This is a genomic window from Halococcus agarilyticus (genome assembly GCF_000334895.1).
Taxonomy (GTDB): Archaea; Halobacteriota; Halobacteria; order Halobacteriales; family Halococcaceae; genus Halococcus; species Halococcus agarilyticus.
In genome coordinates this window covers 43,798-58,664 of the sequence record NZ_BAFM01000006.1, presented here as the reverse complement: position 1 = coordinate 58,664, position 14,867 = coordinate 43,798, and the positions used below count along the sequence as shown (strand labels likewise).

20 protein-coding genes and 1 tRNA gene are annotated in these 14,867 nt (G+C 65.5%); 5 read left to right on the top strand and 16 right to left on the bottom strand.

The features are described 5' to 3' along the window. The first annotated feature begins 174 nt into the window (after positions 1-174). Entirely contained in the window at positions 175-948 is a 774-nt protein-coding gene (locus tag TX76_RS06275; protein ID WP_049900488.1) for an MFS transporter, read from the top strand. Between the two features lie 22 nt (positions 949-970). Here TX76_RS06275 and cofG read toward each other — a convergent pair whose 3' ends face one another. The 3 genes from cofG to TX76_RS06260 form a co-directional block, all read right to left on the bottom strand. Further along, entirely contained in the window at positions 971-2,089 is a 1,119-nt protein-coding gene (gene cofG / locus TX76_RS06270; RefSeq protein ID WP_049900485.1) for a 7,8-didemethyl-8-hydroxy-5-deazariboflavin synthase subunit CofG, read from the bottom strand. Positions 2,090-2,290: 201 nt separating this feature from the next. Further along, positions 2,291-2,944, bottom strand: coding sequence for a 2-phospho-L-lactate guanylyltransferase (gene cofC, locus TX76_RS06265; RefSeq protein ID WP_049900482.1), 654 nt, complete (start codon positions 2,942-2,944; stop codon positions 2,291-2,293). Between the two features lie 88 nt (positions 2,945-3,032). After that, positions 3,033-3,920 carry a complex I NDUFA9 subunit family protein gene (locus TX76_RS06260; protein WP_049900480.1) on the bottom strand — a complete coding sequence of 296 codons (888 nt, stop codon included), beginning with the start codon at positions 3,918-3,920 and terminating at the stop codon, positions 3,033-3,035. Between the two features lie 103 nt (positions 3,921-4,023). Here TX76_RS06260 and TX76_RS18015 point away from each other — a divergent pair, with 103 nt between their 5' ends. Then, positions 4,024-4,212, top strand: coding sequence for a hypothetical protein (locus TX76_RS18015; protein ID WP_195156007.1), 189 nt, complete (start codon positions 4,024-4,026; stop codon positions 4,210-4,212). A gap of 102 nt (positions 4,213-4,314) precedes the next feature. Continuing rightward, on the top strand, positions 4,315-4,905 hold the full coding sequence (gene tmk / locus TX76_RS06250) for a dTMP kinase (RefSeq protein WP_049900477.1): 591 nt from the start codon (positions 4,315-4,317) through the stop codon (positions 4,903-4,905). A 57-nt stretch (positions 4,906-4,962) separates the two neighbouring features. Here the strand turns inward: tmk and TX76_RS06245 are convergent, their stop codons facing one another. From TX76_RS06245 to TX76_RS06235, 3 genes are all read right to left on the bottom strand, one after another. Beyond that, the gene (locus tag TX76_RS06245; RefSeq protein ID WP_049900475.1) at positions 4,963-5,244 is read right to left on the bottom strand and encodes a hypothetical protein; all 282 of its coding nucleotides are present in this window, start codon (positions 5,242-5,244) and stop codon (positions 4,963-4,965) included. Between the two features lie 98 nt (positions 5,245-5,342). After that, positions 5,343-6,014, bottom strand: a complete 672-nt coding sequence (locus TX76_RS06240) for a helix-turn-helix domain-containing protein (RefSeq protein WP_049900471.1) — start codon at positions 6,012-6,014, stop codon at positions 5,343-5,345. Between the two features lie 126 nt (positions 6,015-6,140). Next, positions 6,141-6,467, bottom strand: coding sequence for a hypothetical protein (locus TX76_RS06235; protein WP_049900468.1), 327 nt, complete (start codon positions 6,465-6,467; stop codon positions 6,141-6,143). Positions 6,468-6,538: 71 nt separating this feature from the next. On the opposite strand from TX76_RS06235, the gene TX76_RS06230 reads away from it, so the two are divergent. Both TX76_RS06230 and TX76_RS06225 read left to right on the top strand, forming a co-directional pair. After that, complete coding sequence (locus tag TX76_RS06230; RefSeq protein ID WP_049900464.1) at positions 6,539-7,555, top strand: thiamine pyrophosphate-dependent enzyme; 1,017 nt, start codon at positions 6,539-6,541, stop codon at positions 7,553-7,555. A 59-nt stretch (positions 7,556-7,614) separates the two neighbouring features. After that, positions 7,615-8,304, top strand: a complete 690-nt coding sequence (locus tag TX76_RS06225; RefSeq protein WP_049900462.1) for a potassium channel family protein — start codon at positions 7,615-7,617, stop codon at positions 8,302-8,304. Between the two features lie 34 nt (positions 8,305-8,338). On the opposite strand, the gene TX76_RS06220 is transcribed toward TX76_RS06225, so the two are convergent. From TX76_RS06220 to TX76_RS06180, 10 genes are all read right to left on the bottom strand, one after another. Next, positions 8,339-8,839, bottom strand: a complete 501-nt coding sequence (locus tag TX76_RS06220) for a DUF5813 family protein (RefSeq protein WP_049900459.1) — start codon at positions 8,837-8,839, stop codon at positions 8,339-8,341. A 50-nt stretch (positions 8,840-8,889) separates the two neighbouring features. Further along, the gene (locus tag TX76_RS06215) at positions 8,890-9,276 is read right to left on the bottom strand and encodes a DUF7522 family protein (RefSeq protein WP_228842322.1); all 387 of its coding nucleotides are present in this window, start codon (positions 9,274-9,276) and stop codon (positions 8,890-8,892) included. 60 nt (positions 9,277-9,336) lie between these two features. Beyond that, positions 9,337-9,421, bottom strand: a tRNA-Leu gene (locus tag TX76_RS06210). Between the two features lie 202 nt (positions 9,422-9,623). Continuing rightward, positions 9,624-10,004 (bottom strand): hypothetical protein, encoded by a 381-nt coding sequence (locus TX76_RS06205; RefSeq protein WP_049900454.1) that lies wholly within the window; start codon positions 10,002-10,004, stop codon positions 9,624-9,626. Positions 10,005-10,199: 195 nt separating this feature from the next. Next, a complete protein-coding gene (locus TX76_RS06200; protein WP_049900453.1) occupies positions 10,200-10,535 on the bottom strand; it encodes a ferredoxin in 336 nt (111 codons plus the stop codon). A 91-nt stretch (positions 10,536-10,626) separates the two neighbouring features. Next, a complete protein-coding gene (locus TX76_RS18010) occupies positions 10,627-10,773 on the bottom strand; it encodes a hypothetical protein (protein ID WP_195156006.1) in 147 nt (48 codons plus the stop codon). 57 nt (positions 10,774-10,830) lie between these two features. Next, on the bottom strand, positions 10,831-11,331 hold the full coding sequence (locus TX76_RS06195) for a peptidylprolyl isomerase (protein WP_049900450.1): 501 nt from the start codon (positions 11,329-11,331) through the stop codon (positions 10,831-10,833). Between the two features lie 115 nt (positions 11,332-11,446). Further along, a complete protein-coding gene (locus TX76_RS06190; RefSeq protein WP_049900448.1) occupies positions 11,447-12,595 on the bottom strand; it encodes an NAD(P)/FAD-dependent oxidoreductase in 1,149 nt (382 codons plus the stop codon). Positions 12,596-12,800: 205 nt separating this feature from the next. Next, complete coding sequence (gene dgt / locus TX76_RS16995) at positions 12,801-14,513, bottom strand: dGTP triphosphohydrolase (protein ID WP_079890764.1); 1,713 nt, start codon at positions 14,511-14,513, stop codon at positions 12,801-12,803. Between the two features lie 8 nt (positions 14,514-14,521). After that, on the bottom strand, positions 14,522-14,764 hold the full coding sequence (locus TX76_RS06180; RefSeq protein ID WP_049900443.1) for a hypothetical protein: 243 nt from the start codon (positions 14,762-14,764) through the stop codon (positions 14,522-14,524). Positions 14,765-14,867: the final 103 nt, after the last annotated feature.

Here is a 14,867-nt window from a genome sequence, read left to right as displayed (position 1 = left end):
TCACCACGCTCCCGTCCGCGACGAAGCGTGTTGAATAACCGAGATATTCCGGAAGAACGATCGATTCGCACGGAGTGTTCCGATCCGCGCTACCGGCGAGCCGTTATCCGCTCGCCAGTCCGAAACGGTCGGCGAGGCGAGGAGTTAATTGTATCGAGGGGGAACCGACGATCGATGGCCGACTCCGTCCGTGTCGCGGTTCGAGAGCGGGTGAGTCCACGGGCGATACTGGCGTGGTTAGGACTCGTCGCGTTCTCAGTGTGGTTTTTCGACGGATCGGTGACACAGACTGCGACGAGTCTCACGGCGACGGGGATTTTCGGTCTTTCGGAGCTCCTGACGGAGGTGTACGATCTCCGGGAGATCGTCAGAACCCTCGGTTTCGGTCTCATGGCGCTGCTCTCCGGCGTTGCCCTGTTCGTGCTCGGTGGCACTGGTACGTGGTGGCTGCCGGTGGTTTTCGCGGCCCTCGGCGGGTGGCTCGCCCTCGACGCCGTCCAGACGCTGCGTCACGAGGGGCTCTTCATCGACGAGGGCGACGAGGACCCCGACGGCCGGGACGTCTACCACGACTACGTCACGAGGAAGGTCGACCGGACGCTCCGCGAGCAGCCCCTCACCCGTCGAGAGCTGTCCGACGCGCTCGACCCCGACGACGCGGCGCTCGATCGTGCGGTTGCGGAGCTCGACGACCGCGACCTGCTCGTTCGCGAGGGAAGCGAACTCCGGGTTCGATCACCGCCGGAGCCAAGCACGCTGGCGCGAGCGCGAGGCCTGGCCACGACCGCCGCCGCTCGACTCGCACGGCCGCTCACCATCGAGTTCGACGACGAACCGACGGCCGACGACGGGACCGATCGGTACAGCCCGGCACCGGAGCCAGTCGATTCGCGGTCGCACTCGGACGCCGATCGGGAGCGCGAACGCGAGCCGACAGGACGTCGGTAGCGAGCGTCGTCCGCTCCGACTGCTACACTTCGGCGGGGTTCTCGCCGTGTTCGAGCACCGATCGGAAGCGCTCGCCGTGGACGGTGTCGGCGGCGAGCGCCGCCTCGATGCGCTCGTCGATCCAGCCGCCGTCGTCGACGAACCGCTCGTACACCGGCAGGCGCTCGCCGAGCGGGACGCCGGCCTCTCCCGCGATGGCTTCGAGTTCGTCGAGGCCCGGCCACGCGTAGTCGGGGTTGATGTGGTCGTCGGTCACGGGCGACACTCCGCCGAGGTCGTCGACGCCGCAGTCGAGCACCTCGCGGACGGGCGCGAGGTTCGGCGGCACCTGGATCGAGACCTCCTCGGGGAGCGCGGAGCGAGCCATCGCGACCGCACGCCGGAGCGTCTCCGCGTCGGGCGTCGGGCTGTTCCACCGCTCGTTTTCGACGACGGGCTGGACGAGCACCTCCTGGATGTGGCCGTAGCGCTCGTCGAGTTCGCGGATCGCCAGCAGCGATTCGGCCCGATCCTCCCAGTCCTCGCCGATTCCCACCAGAATGCCGGTGGTGAACGGGATCCCGACCTCGCCGGCCGCACGGATGGTGTCGAGACGCTGCTCGGGGGTCTTCTTTCGAGGGCCGGCGTGGGCGTCGACATCGGCGGTGGTTTCGAGCATCACGCCCATCGAGGCGTTCACCTCGGCGAGCATCGCCATCTCCTCCCGTTCGAGGTCGCCGGGGTTGCTGTGGGGGAGAAGCCCGACGTCGAGCGCGAGTTCGCACATCTCGTAGAGGTACTCGTGGATCGAGTCGTGACCCCACGCGTCGAGCTGATCGTGGATCGCTTCGTAGCGGTCGTCGGGCTTGTCGCCGAAGGTGAACAGCGCCTCGGTGCAGCCGGCGTCGGCTCCGGTTTCGAGCACGTTCCGGACGTCTTCACGATCCATCAGGCTGGCTTCGCCAGGCGGGTCGAAGTACGTGCAGTAGGTGCAGGTGTACCGACATGCCGTCGTCAGCGGGAGGAAGACGTTGCGCGCGAACGAGAGGTGGGGGGCGGGAGCGACGTCGTCGGGGGTGACGGCGCACAGCCGGTCGACGTCACCCGTCGTGATGTCGAAATCGTCGAGCGCGTCACGGCCGCGGTCGTCGGGCCGTTGCATGACCCCGGCGAGGCACTCGGGCGGCTAAAAGGCTGTCACTCGGCGGGGCGCACCCGGCATCCAGGGAAGGGGAGGGACGGATGCCGGGTCGGGAGCGGGATACCGCAGCCGACGTTCCCGTGCGCGAACCGGGGAAGGGGGTTCGCGCAGTCGGAACTCGGGAACCCTTCTCCTAAACGATTGTCCCAACTCTCACCCGAATCACCTCGTTTTGGGTCCGTCACCCCGCCGTGCGGCCGGATCGTCCCGACGCACGGTCGCCCGCCCGTCCCCGCTCGTGTCGAGTCGAACCCCGCTCTCTTCGAGCCACCGACGCGTCGCGCCGGTCCCGTGGAGCAACACCTCCGCGAGGTCGGCACGCTCGTCGACGTCGGTCGCGAGCCGGTGGGAGTCGACCGTCGCGACGCTCGCACCGACCTCGCGGGCGCGCTCGCGGTGATCCCGGTACGACGCGCCGTGGTAATCGACTCGAAAGTCGGGGTGGCGCGTCACGAACGCGTTCGTTCCGCCACCCCGGCTGGGCGCGAGCACCACGTCGGCCTCCGGCGCGAACAGCCGCGCGAGCGCGTCGGGGGTCGCGAGCGGGAGGTCCGCCATCACCACCGCGACCGGCGGCTCCTGGCCCTCCAGCACCGCATCGACCGCCGCGTTCAGCGGGCGCTCGTCGACGATCGTGGGTACATCGACGTCGATCCCGGTCGTCGCGAGCACCTCGGGTGCGTGGCCGGTCTCGCGGAGCGCACGGAGGACGTCGTCCAGCATGACGCGGGCGAGCTCGCGGCGCTCGGCGGGTGCGAACACGTCCGCGAGCCGCGTCTTCGGCTGCTCGGCCGCGAACGGGACGACGACACGCATACGCCATGCTCGGCCGCTCGACGCCAAATGGGTGCCGGTCGGCGGGAAGGGTGGCTGCCATCGGCGATGCTCTCGACGGTCCGGGAACTCACGTCACGCCGAGGTAGTCGGCGAACGATCGGAGGTCGGCCGGGGTGCGGCCGAACACGGTGGCGTCGTTGTCGGCGACCGTGTTGTCGATTTCGAGCGAGCGCGCCTGATTCGGGCCGAAGGGGATCAGCGGGATGGGACCGATGAGCGTCCCCCCGACTTTCGCCAGCGACGTCGGGATGTGGATCACCGACACCGACTTCCCCTCGGCGCGGTAGACCAGTTTCGTCACGTCCCCGAGCGTCAGGACGGCCGGGCCACCGATCTCGTAGGTCTCGCCGACGTGTCCGCCGTCCTCGATGCTGTCGACGAGCATCGGGGCGAAGTCGCCGATCCAGATGGGCTGAAATCGCACCGTGTCGGCACCAGGCAGCCCCGTCACGTACGGCGTCGTGAGCATCTTGGTGAACGAGGCGAACTCGTCGCCGTCGCCGAACACCACCGAGGGACGGAAGATCGTCCAGTCGAGCGCGGAGTCCCTGACGACTCCCTCGGCCTCGCCCTTCGCCCGGATGTACGCCGTCGGCCCCTGGGGATCGGCTCCGAGTGCGCTCATCTGGACGAACCGTTCCACACCGTGTTCCTCGGCCGCCCGAACCGCGTTCTCGGTGCCGCCGAGGTGAACCTCGAAGTGACGTTCCTCGCCGCCCGAGGGCTGATAGAGCGCCGAAAGCGCGACGAGATTGAAGACCGCATCACGGCCCGCGAACGCCTCTTTCATCGAGTCGTAGGCGGTCACGTCGCCGATCGCGGTGTCGACGTCCGCCTCGAACACCGATGGGTCGGGATCGCGCGAGAGCGCCGTCACGTCGTGGCCGCGTTCCGCCAGTTCGTCACAGAGATTCCGTCCAACGAAGCCGTCGCCGCCGGTCACGAGCACGTCCATGTCCTGACTATTCGGGGAACTGACCTAAAACCACCGTCACCGGCAGGAGATACGTCCCCATCGACGGATGAAGGCACGGTCGTTCGGTGGCCGGAGAACGCCGATGCTGGAGCGAAGCGTCGCAAGCACTACAACAGTACGACTGATACTGCCGTTCGTGGCGATGACCCAGACCCGCGGAATACTCGTTCCGGAAGCGACATCCGACGCGAAACGCGAGGAAATCGCCGACGAGCTCGGTGAATCGGTCCAACGACGCCGTGACGACAACTACGCGGAGAGCGATCAGTAGTGACGCACACGGCCGACGCAGTCGCGCTGCCCGCCGGCTCGTCCGCTGAGCAGTGAGATCAGCCGAACTCAACACTTACCCGTCGGCGGGCGAACTCGCGGTATGCTCGTCACGCTCGAAGGCATCGACGGCAGCGGGAAGACCACCGTCTGGGAGGCGCTGCACGACACCGTCGACGCCACCTTCACCCGCGAGCCGACCGACTCGTGGTACGGCGAGGCGGTCGCGCGCTCGATCGCCGACCCCGACGCCGACCCGCTCGCCGAACTCTTCCTGTATACGGCCGACCACGCTGCCCACCTCTCCAACACCGTTCGCCCCGCGCTCGACGCCGGCGAGGTCGTGATCTCGGATCGGTATTCGGACTCGCGGTACGCCTACCAGGGCGCGGCGCTCGACGGTCGGGTGAAGCGCCCGATGGAGTACGTTCGCGGCGTCCACCAGCCCTGGACGCGCCCGCCCGACGCGACGATCTACCTCGATCTCGCTCCCGAGCGCGGCGCGGCGCGCAGCGGTGCGACGAACAAGTTCGAACAGGCGGACTACCTCGACAGGGTCCGAGAAAACTACGAGCAGCTCGTCGCGTACGAGCCCGAGCGGTTCGTGCGGATCGACGCGAGCCAGTCGCCCGAGACGGTGATCGAGGCGGCCGAGTCAGCGATCGAGCGCCTGCTCGACGGGGCCATCGAGTGACTCCCGGGCCGAGCGCTCGTCGTCCGGTTCCAGCGCGCCGACACCGTTTCTCGGCGGTCAGCCCGACGACCACTGGAGCGCGGCTTCGAGGTGTTCGTGACGGTCGGCGTCACGCTGCAACACCTCGTGTGACCAGTCGGTTCCGTCGTACGAGAGTCCGCAGACGGTGCCGTCGACGAGCGCGACGGCCTCGGTCGCGGGGCCGTCGCGGTGGCTCCGGCGAGCGTGCATCGAGGTGGCCCCGAGAACGATGAGCGCGTCCACGTCGTCGCGGGCCCGTATCGCCTCGGCGTCCGCTCGGTGCAGGGGGGAGGGCGGCAGCGCACCATCGAGGCTCATTGTCGTCGCTGTTCGTGTGATCGGTTGTAGTCGTTGAGGTTGCGGACGAAAGCTCTGTTTCATCGCACGTTCGTCGCGAGCGGCCGAAGCGGCGGTGATTATGCGTCGTGGTCCGGGACGGCCCCGACCAGCAGCGCGTCCTCGACGAGCGCGCCGGTCGCCCGTCGGAGGCGTTCGGAGAGCGCCTGGTGGGAGATCCCCAGCTCCTCGGCGAGCTCGTTCTGATCGACGTCGCGTGGGACCTCGTAGTAGCCCGCTTCGAGCGCGGCTTCGAGCGCCTCGAACTGCTCTTTGGTCAGGCCGTACCGACCCGCCGGTTCGCCCTCAAGTTCGCGGATCGCGGTGATGTCGAAGGTCAGCCCCTCCTCGTCGCGGAACTCGGTCGTCTTCGACAGCGACTCGCGGTCGGGGTAGAGCACCCGGAGATGCCACCGGCCGTCGGTGCCGTACGCGTCGGTGATGGTCGCCTCCGAGTTGGTGAGCATCTGGAGGACGAGATCGACGTCGGCGACCCACTCCATCCGGTAGAGCTGTTCGTCGTCGAACGCCGAGAGGAGTTCGATCTCCCGCACGCTCGGATCGTTCTCGAAGGCGTCCGCGACGGTCTCGTGATCGCCGCCCCGAACCCACACGAGCGGCATCGCGGCCTCCTCCCCGGTCTCGACGATCCGTTCGACCTCGAACTCGACGCCTGGCAACGACGACAACCCCTCGTAGAGCGCGAACTCCTCGGCCGGGATCTCTCCCCTGATGACGCAAGCACTCCCCATGCCCGTCCCCAAACGACGCCATCGGTTAAAAACTCGCTTCGGGCCGTCGCCGTTCGACCCGTCCGTTTCGACTCGAAACCGCCGACTCGTCGCCGCTGACGATCGGCCGGCGGACGCGGGGCGAGTTCAGGACTCCCGGAGCGTGTCGGGGAGCTCGACCTCCTCGGGGGCGGGCATCCAGAAGAAATCGAACGCGACGCCGAGCGCGAGCGGCAGGAGGACCGCGACTCCGAGCACCGCGATCGCCCCACCGAGGTCCGGTCCCAGCCCGACGGGGCCGGTCGTGACGAGCGTCAGCACGAACAGCGTCGTCGGCACGAGCAGGGCGACGTAGAGCGCGACGCCCCACTGGGTGTCGAGCCGGACGCGGATGAAGCGCGTGGCGAGCGCGGCGACGGTGGCGTTGACGCCGACGACCACGACGAGCCCGACGAGGTCGGCGATCGAGACCATATCGTGTCCCGGGGCTCGCGGGCCTTCCGCGTATCGGAACGGCTTTCGGGTGCGCCCGCACGTGAGGTGGTATGCACCGGGTCATCGGCGAGCGCGCCCTCGACGCGACCCCGTTCGACGCCGACGACGCACGCGCCCTTCTCGAAGACATGATCCGCGCACGGCGCTTCGACGAGCGCGCCGTGGCGCTCCAGCGCCGCGGCTGGATGAGCGGCTATCCGCCCTTCGCGGGCCAGGAGGCCACCCAGGTCGGGGCGGCCCACGCCCTCGCGGCCGACGACTGGCTGTTCCCCACCTACCGCTCGAACGCGATGCAGCTCGCCCGCGGCGTGCCGATGAGCGACCTGCTCGCCTTCCGTCGCGGGCATCCGGAGTTCACCTCCGATCACGACCTCCCGATCTTCCCGCAAGCGGTGCCGATCGCGACCCAGCTCCCCCACGCCGTCGGCGCGGGGATGGCCGCCGATCACATGGAAAACGACCACGCGATCCTGTGTGATTTCGGCGACGGCGCGACCAGCGAGGGCGACTTCCACGAGGCCCTCAATTTCGCCGGCGTGTTCGACGCGCCGGTGGTCTTCCTGTGTGAGAACAACGGCTGGGCGATCTCCCTCCCGCGGGAGCGCCAGACCGCGAGTCCCACGATTGCGGAGAAGGCATCGGCCTACGGGTTCGAGGGCGCGCAGGTCGACGGGATGGACCCGCTCGCGGTGCGCGGCGCGATCGAGGAAGCGCTCGACCGCGCCCGCGACGGCGAGCCGGTGCTCGTCGAGAGCCTGACCTACCGCCGGGGCGCACACACCACCAGCGACGATCCGAGCCGGTATCGCGACGACGGCCCCGACCTCCCCGCGTGGCGAACTCACGATCCGGTCGAGCGCTTCGTCGAGTACCTCACCGATCAGGGGGTCGTCGACGAGGCGTTCGTCGAGGAGTGCGAGACGGCGGCGAACGACGAACTCGACGACGCTGTCGAGACTGCCGAGGGGGTTCCCGAACCCGGAAGTGACGAGCTGTTCGCCCACGTCTATGCCGAGCCGACGCCCGAACTCGACCGTCAGCGCGCGTCGCTCGCGGGCGAGGACTGACCGGCGGGCCGATCCCGGAGCGGAGTAAGGTTATTGGGGGTCCTCGGTGTACGGGTGGTATGCGATTCGTCATCGTGGGTGCCGGCCGGGTCGGGCTGCGGACCGCGCGGGTGCTCGCCGAGGAGGGCCACGAGGCGACCGTGATCGAGAACGACCCCGACCAGCTCGAACGGCTCTGGGGCGACCGCCTCGAGATCGTCGACATCCTCGACGGCGACGGGGCGAACGAGGAGGACCTCGTCGACGCCGGGATCGAGGAGGCCGACGCGGTGGGCGCGCTGTCCGGCGACGTGATCACCAACGTCATGGCGTGTCTGATCGGCAAATCACGGGGGTGTCGCACCGTGATGCGCATCGACAACGACGAGTACGAGGGTGTCTACCGGAAGTACGCCGCGGAGGTCGACGAGGTGGTCTACCCCGAGCGCCTCGGCGCGATCGGCGCGAAGAACGCGCTCCTGGGGGGAACGATCCGCGCGATCGCCGACATCGCCCACCATCTCCAGCTCGTGGAGTTCACCATCACGCGCGACTCGCCGACCCGCGGGTACACCCTGAGCGAGCTCGAACTGCCCGGCGACGCGCGACTCCTCGCGTTCGGGAAGGAGGGCTCGCCCCTCGGGCTGCCCCACGCCGACGATTCCCTGGAGGAGGGCGACCGGGTGGTGGCGCTCGCGGACTTCGGCGTGCTCGGCGACGTCCGCCGGATCATCGCGGGCGATGCGAGTCGCGCGGCCGGCGACGCCTGACTCGGTTCGACGTCCGACTCGTCCTTCCTCGCTCTCAAAGCGGCATCGCACCGCTCGATCCCTCTCCGTCGCCCTCGTCGCCGTGTCGACGCGCCCGCGTGAGCAGGTCGGCGACCGGCGGCTCGTAGGTGTAACCGGGCACGATCCCCTCGACGTAGGTGCCCTCGACGTACTCCGCGAGCGCCTTCGCGGCGTCGGCCGCCCTCGCCGGGTCGTCGTGCTCGAACGCGAACGCGACCCGCACGGTGTCGGCGTCGCGCTCGACGGTCGGTGCCGGCACGTCGATCGCCGCGCGCGTCACGCCAGGCGCGTCGGCGACCCGCCGCTCGAACGTCTCGAACCAGCCCTCCCGCACCGCCTCGGCGACCGATTCTTCGGTGGTGGCGTCGAGCGTCGGCACCCGAACGACGATCCGGTACTCGGCGTCCGTGGCCTCGGCGTGACTGTCGAACGGGACGGTGGTGAGTGAGAACCCGTCGCCCTGTGACTCGAACGCCCCATGACTGTCGAACCCGTCGGTGGATGGGTCGGTCATGCGGTCGGTTCGCCCCTCGCGTGCAAAAGCACGTCGTCACCCGTGCCCGATCACTCGCTGCGGTCCTCTAGAACGGTGGTGACCGCGTTCGCCACCGCCTCGAAGTCCTGCATCGTCAGCCCGTCGGTGGTCACGAACACGCCGTTTCGCTCGGTGGTGATCCGGAGGAGATAGCCGTTCTCGAACACCCGGATCGTGTGGCGGTACGCGCCGAGCTCGGAGTTCTGGTAGGCATTGCGAGTGTTCTTGAAGTCGTGCCACTCGTGGCCGATGAAGCTCATCAGGTCGGCGTCCTGTTCGAGATCGTCCCGGAGGTAGAGCTGGTCGTAGTCGCTTCGAGTGAAGTAGGTGACCGAGCGGAGGCTGTCGCCGGTCGCGGTGCGGGCGACCCGGACGAGGCGGTCGGCCGGCCCGTCGGCGAGGAGGTCTGAGTCCATCGTGCGGGTGCTCATGGGGAATCGTGATAAAATCGTCGCTTGGGGCGATCGGCCGTGGAATGCGAGGGATGCGATTTGAACGCACGAACTCCTGAGAGATCGGGTCTTAAGCCCGACGCCTTTGGCCAGACTCGGCCACCCTCGCGCGTTCGCTCCTACGCGCTCGCCGAAAAGTCGGTTTCGATCCACGGGGAGAGCACACTGATTAGCGACGGGTCCGAGCCGGTCGCTCCCTGGCGTCGCGATCCCGACGCGGTCGGTCCTCGAGGAAACGCCCGGCGTCCGTGAGTCGGCAGGACAGTCGGGTTCGAAAAGCGATCGAGGGGGGTGGAAGAGAACGGCGGTGGTCATCCATTGGGCCGCTCGTCGGAGCTGAGTTCGAAGGAGACGTTCTGGTCCTTGTTCAGGTTGACCTTCTTCGACTGACCCTGAGCAACGGCGGTGTACTTGCCCTGTGGCAGGGTGACGTCGATCTGTCCGGCGCTGTCCGTGTAGCCGCTGAAGACCTGGTTGTTGGTCTTGTCGTTGACGACCGTGATGGGGACGTTGTCGAGCGCCTCACCGTCCGCGGAGACCGTCACTCCGAGCGAGCGTGGACCCGGATGACCACCGGCGTGTTCCGCCTGCGGGTCCCGCGAGGCAGCGACGTCGGTCACGACTGCCGAGCCGGCAGTCAGCACTACGGCGAACCCCAGTGCGACCGACGCGAACCGCTGTCCTTTCCTCATCGCCGCGTCGAAAAACCGAGCTCCCGCGTAGAATAAACTTATCCTTCGGTCGTCTCTATCAACGAAGGAACGTCCTCCTTCGTACGGCTCCGGAGATCGATCGTCCGACGCAATCGTCGGAACACGGGACCTCCGATGTCGTCGCTGCGCCTCGCAACGGAACGCGCCGATCGATTCGTGTTGGCCTCGCTCCACCTACCAGTCGACCGAGAGCGTGCCGTCGCCCTCGGGGTCGGGTGCGATCTCCTCGTCGGTCCGGCGATCGACCACGTGGATCACGCCGCGGTCCTTCTTCGCTGGACAGACCTCGGCCGCCTCGACGTTCGCGTCGAGGTCGTCCTCGTCGATGAAGTACGACTCTGGCTGGGCGATCCCGCTCGTGAGGTTCATCGTCCAGTTTTCGGATACCTCGGCGCACTTGCCCGCCGCGATACACTTGTTCGCCTCGAAGACGATCTTGTAGGGCTTCTCCGCGATCGGCGGCGCGTCGCGCTCGCCGATATCGCTCGGGTCGACGGGTTCGTCGGCCATACTCCGAAATCGGCCTCGATCGCTTTCCGTTTACCGTTCGCGTAGCGACCGTCGGCACTGCCGGTAGCGCCACACTCCGGCCGCCCCGGCGCTATCCGCGCGTGTAGACGTCCGTGCTTCCACAGTCCGGACACTGCGTGACCGTCCCGAGCGGCGGTGCGTCGACCGCATCCCAGCTGTCCCTGCTCGCGGCTTCGAACCCACAGCTCAGACAGCGCGACGTGGTATCGTCGACCATACGCACGCGTACCTGCCCGACTCGGTATCAGTGTTTCGCTCGTCTCGCTTTCCGGTCTCAGTCGTGGATCTCGACCGATTCGAGCACGACCTCCTCCTGAGGCTGGTCGTTCGCGTCGGTCGGGACCGAGCCGATCTCGCGGACGACATCCATCCCGTCGGTGACCTCGCCGAACACCGCGTGGCGGTCGTCGAGATGGGACTGGGAGTCGAGCGTGATGAAGAACTGCGAGCCATTCGTATCGGGCCCGGAGTTCGCCATCGAGAGCGTGCCCGCCGAGTCGTGGCGCAGCTCGTCGTGGAACTCGTCGTCGAAGGTGTACCCGGGTCCGCCGCGACCCGATTCGTCGGGGTCGCCGCCCTGGATCATGAACCCCTCGATCACGCGGTGGAAGGCCACGTCGTCGTACAGCGGTTTTTCGACTGTGTCGCCGTCGTCCTCCCACTCCTGCTCGCCGGTGGCGAGCCCGACGAAGTTTTCAACTGTTCGCGGCGCGCGCTCGTCGTGGAGTTCGACCTCGATATCGCCCCGGTTGGTATGAAGGGTCGCGTTCGTCATACCGCTCGAACGACGAGCCGGCGGAAAAGGGTGCTGGTGATCGACCGCTCCCGTCCGTTCGTGCAGCCGTGCGACCGCCGGAGCCCGAACGACGATCGACGCACCGTCGGTGGCGTCACGCGACGTTTCGCTCGACGGGTTCGTCGCCGTCCTCGAACCGACGGCTCGACAGCGGCTCGATGTCGACCAGCGACGCCTCGCCGTCGGTGCAGAGCTCGGCCACCAGGCGGCCGGTGGCTGGTGCGTGCTGGAACCCGTGGCCCGAGAATCCGGCCGCGGTGATCAGGCCGGGCATCGTTTCCTCGACGATCGGGTGGTGATCCGGCGTCACGGCGTACAGCCCGGCCCACCCGCGGCGGATGCGCGAGTCGCCGTCGAAATAGCTCGTGTAGGCCGCCGCGCGTTCGACCGCCGTGGCCGCCCAGTCGAGATCCATCGAGTCCGAGTAGGCGTCCGGATCGACGTCGGACTCGGTCTCGGCGAAGTGGCCTCCGACGAGCGCGGCCCCGTCCCGTTCGGGGCGGAAGTACGACCCCCGTTCGAGATCGATCGTCAGGGGCACGTCCGCCGCCACCGGGCGGCTGGGATCGACGACCGCGACCTGGCGGCGGCGCGGGTGGATCGGGAGATCGACCCCCGCCAGGTCGGCGACGGTCGCCGCCCACGCGCCCGCGGCGTTGACCACGAAATCGGCGTCGATCCGTTCGGCGTCGGTTTCGACGCCCGTGACCCCGTCGCCGTCGGTGACGAGATCGACGACGGGCGTCCCCGTTCGGATGTCGACGCCGGCCTCCCGAGCGCTCGTCGCGTACCCCTGGACGGCGAGGTTCGGGTCGGCGAACCCGTCGGCAGCGTTGTAGGTCGCTCCGACGAACTCGTCGGGATCGAGGCCCGGACAGCGCTCGACGGCCTCGCTGGGCGAGAGGAACTGGCTGTCCACGCCGAGGTCGTGCTGCATCGCCACGTTCTCGCGGAACCGATCGGCCGTCTCGGGGGTGCGCGCGAGGAAGAGGTAGCCTGACCGTCGGTGGGCGATGTCGACGCCGAACTCCGTCTCGAACTCCTCCCAGACCCGCAGGCTCTCGATCGAGAGACGGACGTTGACCGGCGTCGAGAACTGGGTTCTGATCCCGCCCGCCGAGCGGGCGGTGCTCCCCGTTCCGAGCGAGCCGCTCTCACAGAGGGTCACGTCCGCACCGGCCTCGGCGAGTGCGTACGCGGACGAGAGTCCCACGATACCGCCCCCGACGACGACCACGTTCATGCTGGCGAATTTGGGCCGCGTGACCGAATAAGTCTACTGGCGACACCGGAAACGGTGTTCGTCGGGAGTCCCCTGCCGAGGTAGTTGTCCGGTTGGTTCCGCCGAAACCCTCAGCAGTTGTCAGGAGTGGCGTGCTGATCACAGAGACCATTTCCGATATGGTCACCAGAACCTGCTAACGACCAGCTACTTTATCAAAGTGCGATCACCGAATAATTTCGTTCTGGAGTGATCCCGGGTTGTCCCCAGTAAGCCGTTTGTGGAGTGCCACAACCTGTGGTTCGGTCATCGACGTAATGAAATCGGCGACTACACGTGCTCTCTTCTCCGCATCGTTGCCTAGATTACCTACATGGCTATGTTCGGTTTCCAGCCAGTTACGGTAAGGTGTAGGAACCGCTGACCAGCTGAGGTCATCCTTGCTAGCCTCGTCGTATAGCGCTTCGAATGTTTCACGGACAACTCGCTGCTGCCCGCGTTGCTGGGCTATCAATGAGGGCTGGCGAATTACATAGTACTTTGTGATCTGTTGGAGGATACTCAGTTGTTCCTCGAGTCGGTCGGAAAGATAGAGTTCACACTCTTGCTCACCAAATCGGAGCGAGATATACGCATCATCTGTATCTACCAGCTCGTGATCGGATTCATCATCATAGTAGATTCGGTTGAGGTAATACTCGATTAGGAACGAGGTGAATGCTTCAAGTTCGTTCCGTTGCTGGGGAGTTCCGTCAAATGGATTAAGCAGAGATACATTCTCTCCGGTTATTATCGCTGAGGTGGCTAGTGATGTTATGACTTCGGTTGGCGTCGTGATCTCCTCATCGTATTCAAGTTCTCTGTGTAGTTCTTCAAGTTCACGTCGAGGGGCCTGCTCGTAATCTGCTTCTTCAAGGCCTTCCTGATCTTTCTCATCTAGTTCTGCGAACGCTTCCCTGAGCAACCGGTCCAATGGAAGTCGCCCGTCCATATAGAAATCTGTTAGATCGTGGATAGCATATGTGAGGTCATCCGCATAATCCATGATTCCTGCTGCGGCTGCTCGACCGGAAATCGATTCATCCCCTTCGACTGCAGCATACCTTACCGCCTTGTTGATGTTCTCATCATCTTCGTAGAATCCAAATTTCCCTTTAGAGAATCCCTCAACCGATTTTGGTTCGTCTGGCCATGGGTCCAGACTCTTGTGAGCGTCTGGGTTGAACCATTCTCCACGTCCGTATGGGTACTTTCCAACACCCAGCAAGACGCCAACAGTGAGCGCAAGTCCTGTATACGCATCGCGATGGGTCGCGAGTCGGGTGAGGATACGCAATGATTGTGCATTTCCTTCAAATCGGATACCTGCAAGTTCGTCAGAATTCACTTGTAGATATGCATCGATGTTATCAGCATCGGTCGCATCAAGATTCTCGGGGAGTTCCCCAAGCGTAGGGTCAAGATCGTTCTCTTTCCGATAAGGATTCGTTTTCTCTTGAAGCAACTTATCAAGTGTTGATTCCGCTAGGTGCCCGAATGGTGGGTGACCAAGGTCATGGGCCATGCAAGCCGCTTCAATCATATCTGGGTCAAGTTCACGAGAAATTGTATGCGTCCCCTCCTCCTGTTGGATAACATACTCTGCAAATCGGCGACCAACCTGAGCTACTTTTAATGAGTGGCTTAGTCGATCATGGTATAAGTACGACTCACCTGCACGCGCTACTTGAGTGACATCTTTCAACCGGCGAAATTCCTTGGTATACTTAATCCGATCTAAGTCTCGCTGAAATGGTGATCGACCGCTCTGATCCTCTGACTGTGGCTTGTCGCTCGTAGTATTCGGTTTCTCGATTTCTACAACCGGATCCTCATTCTCAGAGTCGTCGTTATCTCCAACACCCAGTATTCGTGTTCCGTATCGGCGCTCAGAATTCATAGACCGGCCTACGCTTCGACGAGAGCTTTTCGGAGGTCGCCATCCGCCGTGGGAGTGACTTCTCCTTGGAGCGTTAGCTGCCGGAGCGTTTCGCGAACTTGGTCCGGATTCTGGTCTAACTGATTAGAAACTCTTGAAACGATTGTCCAGGGTTTTGCTGGGTTTTCCTCTATCAGATCCATGAGCTCCGCCGCTATGTCTTCGTCTAGCTCACCTACACTTTCCCTGTGACGCATGAACGACGGGGCCATTACATGACTCACTAAATACTCCTCCGACATAAAACCACGCTCGCAATGAAATGACCTTTAAATAACAATTTTGGCGGCACTGTGACGGTAACTCATGTTCATT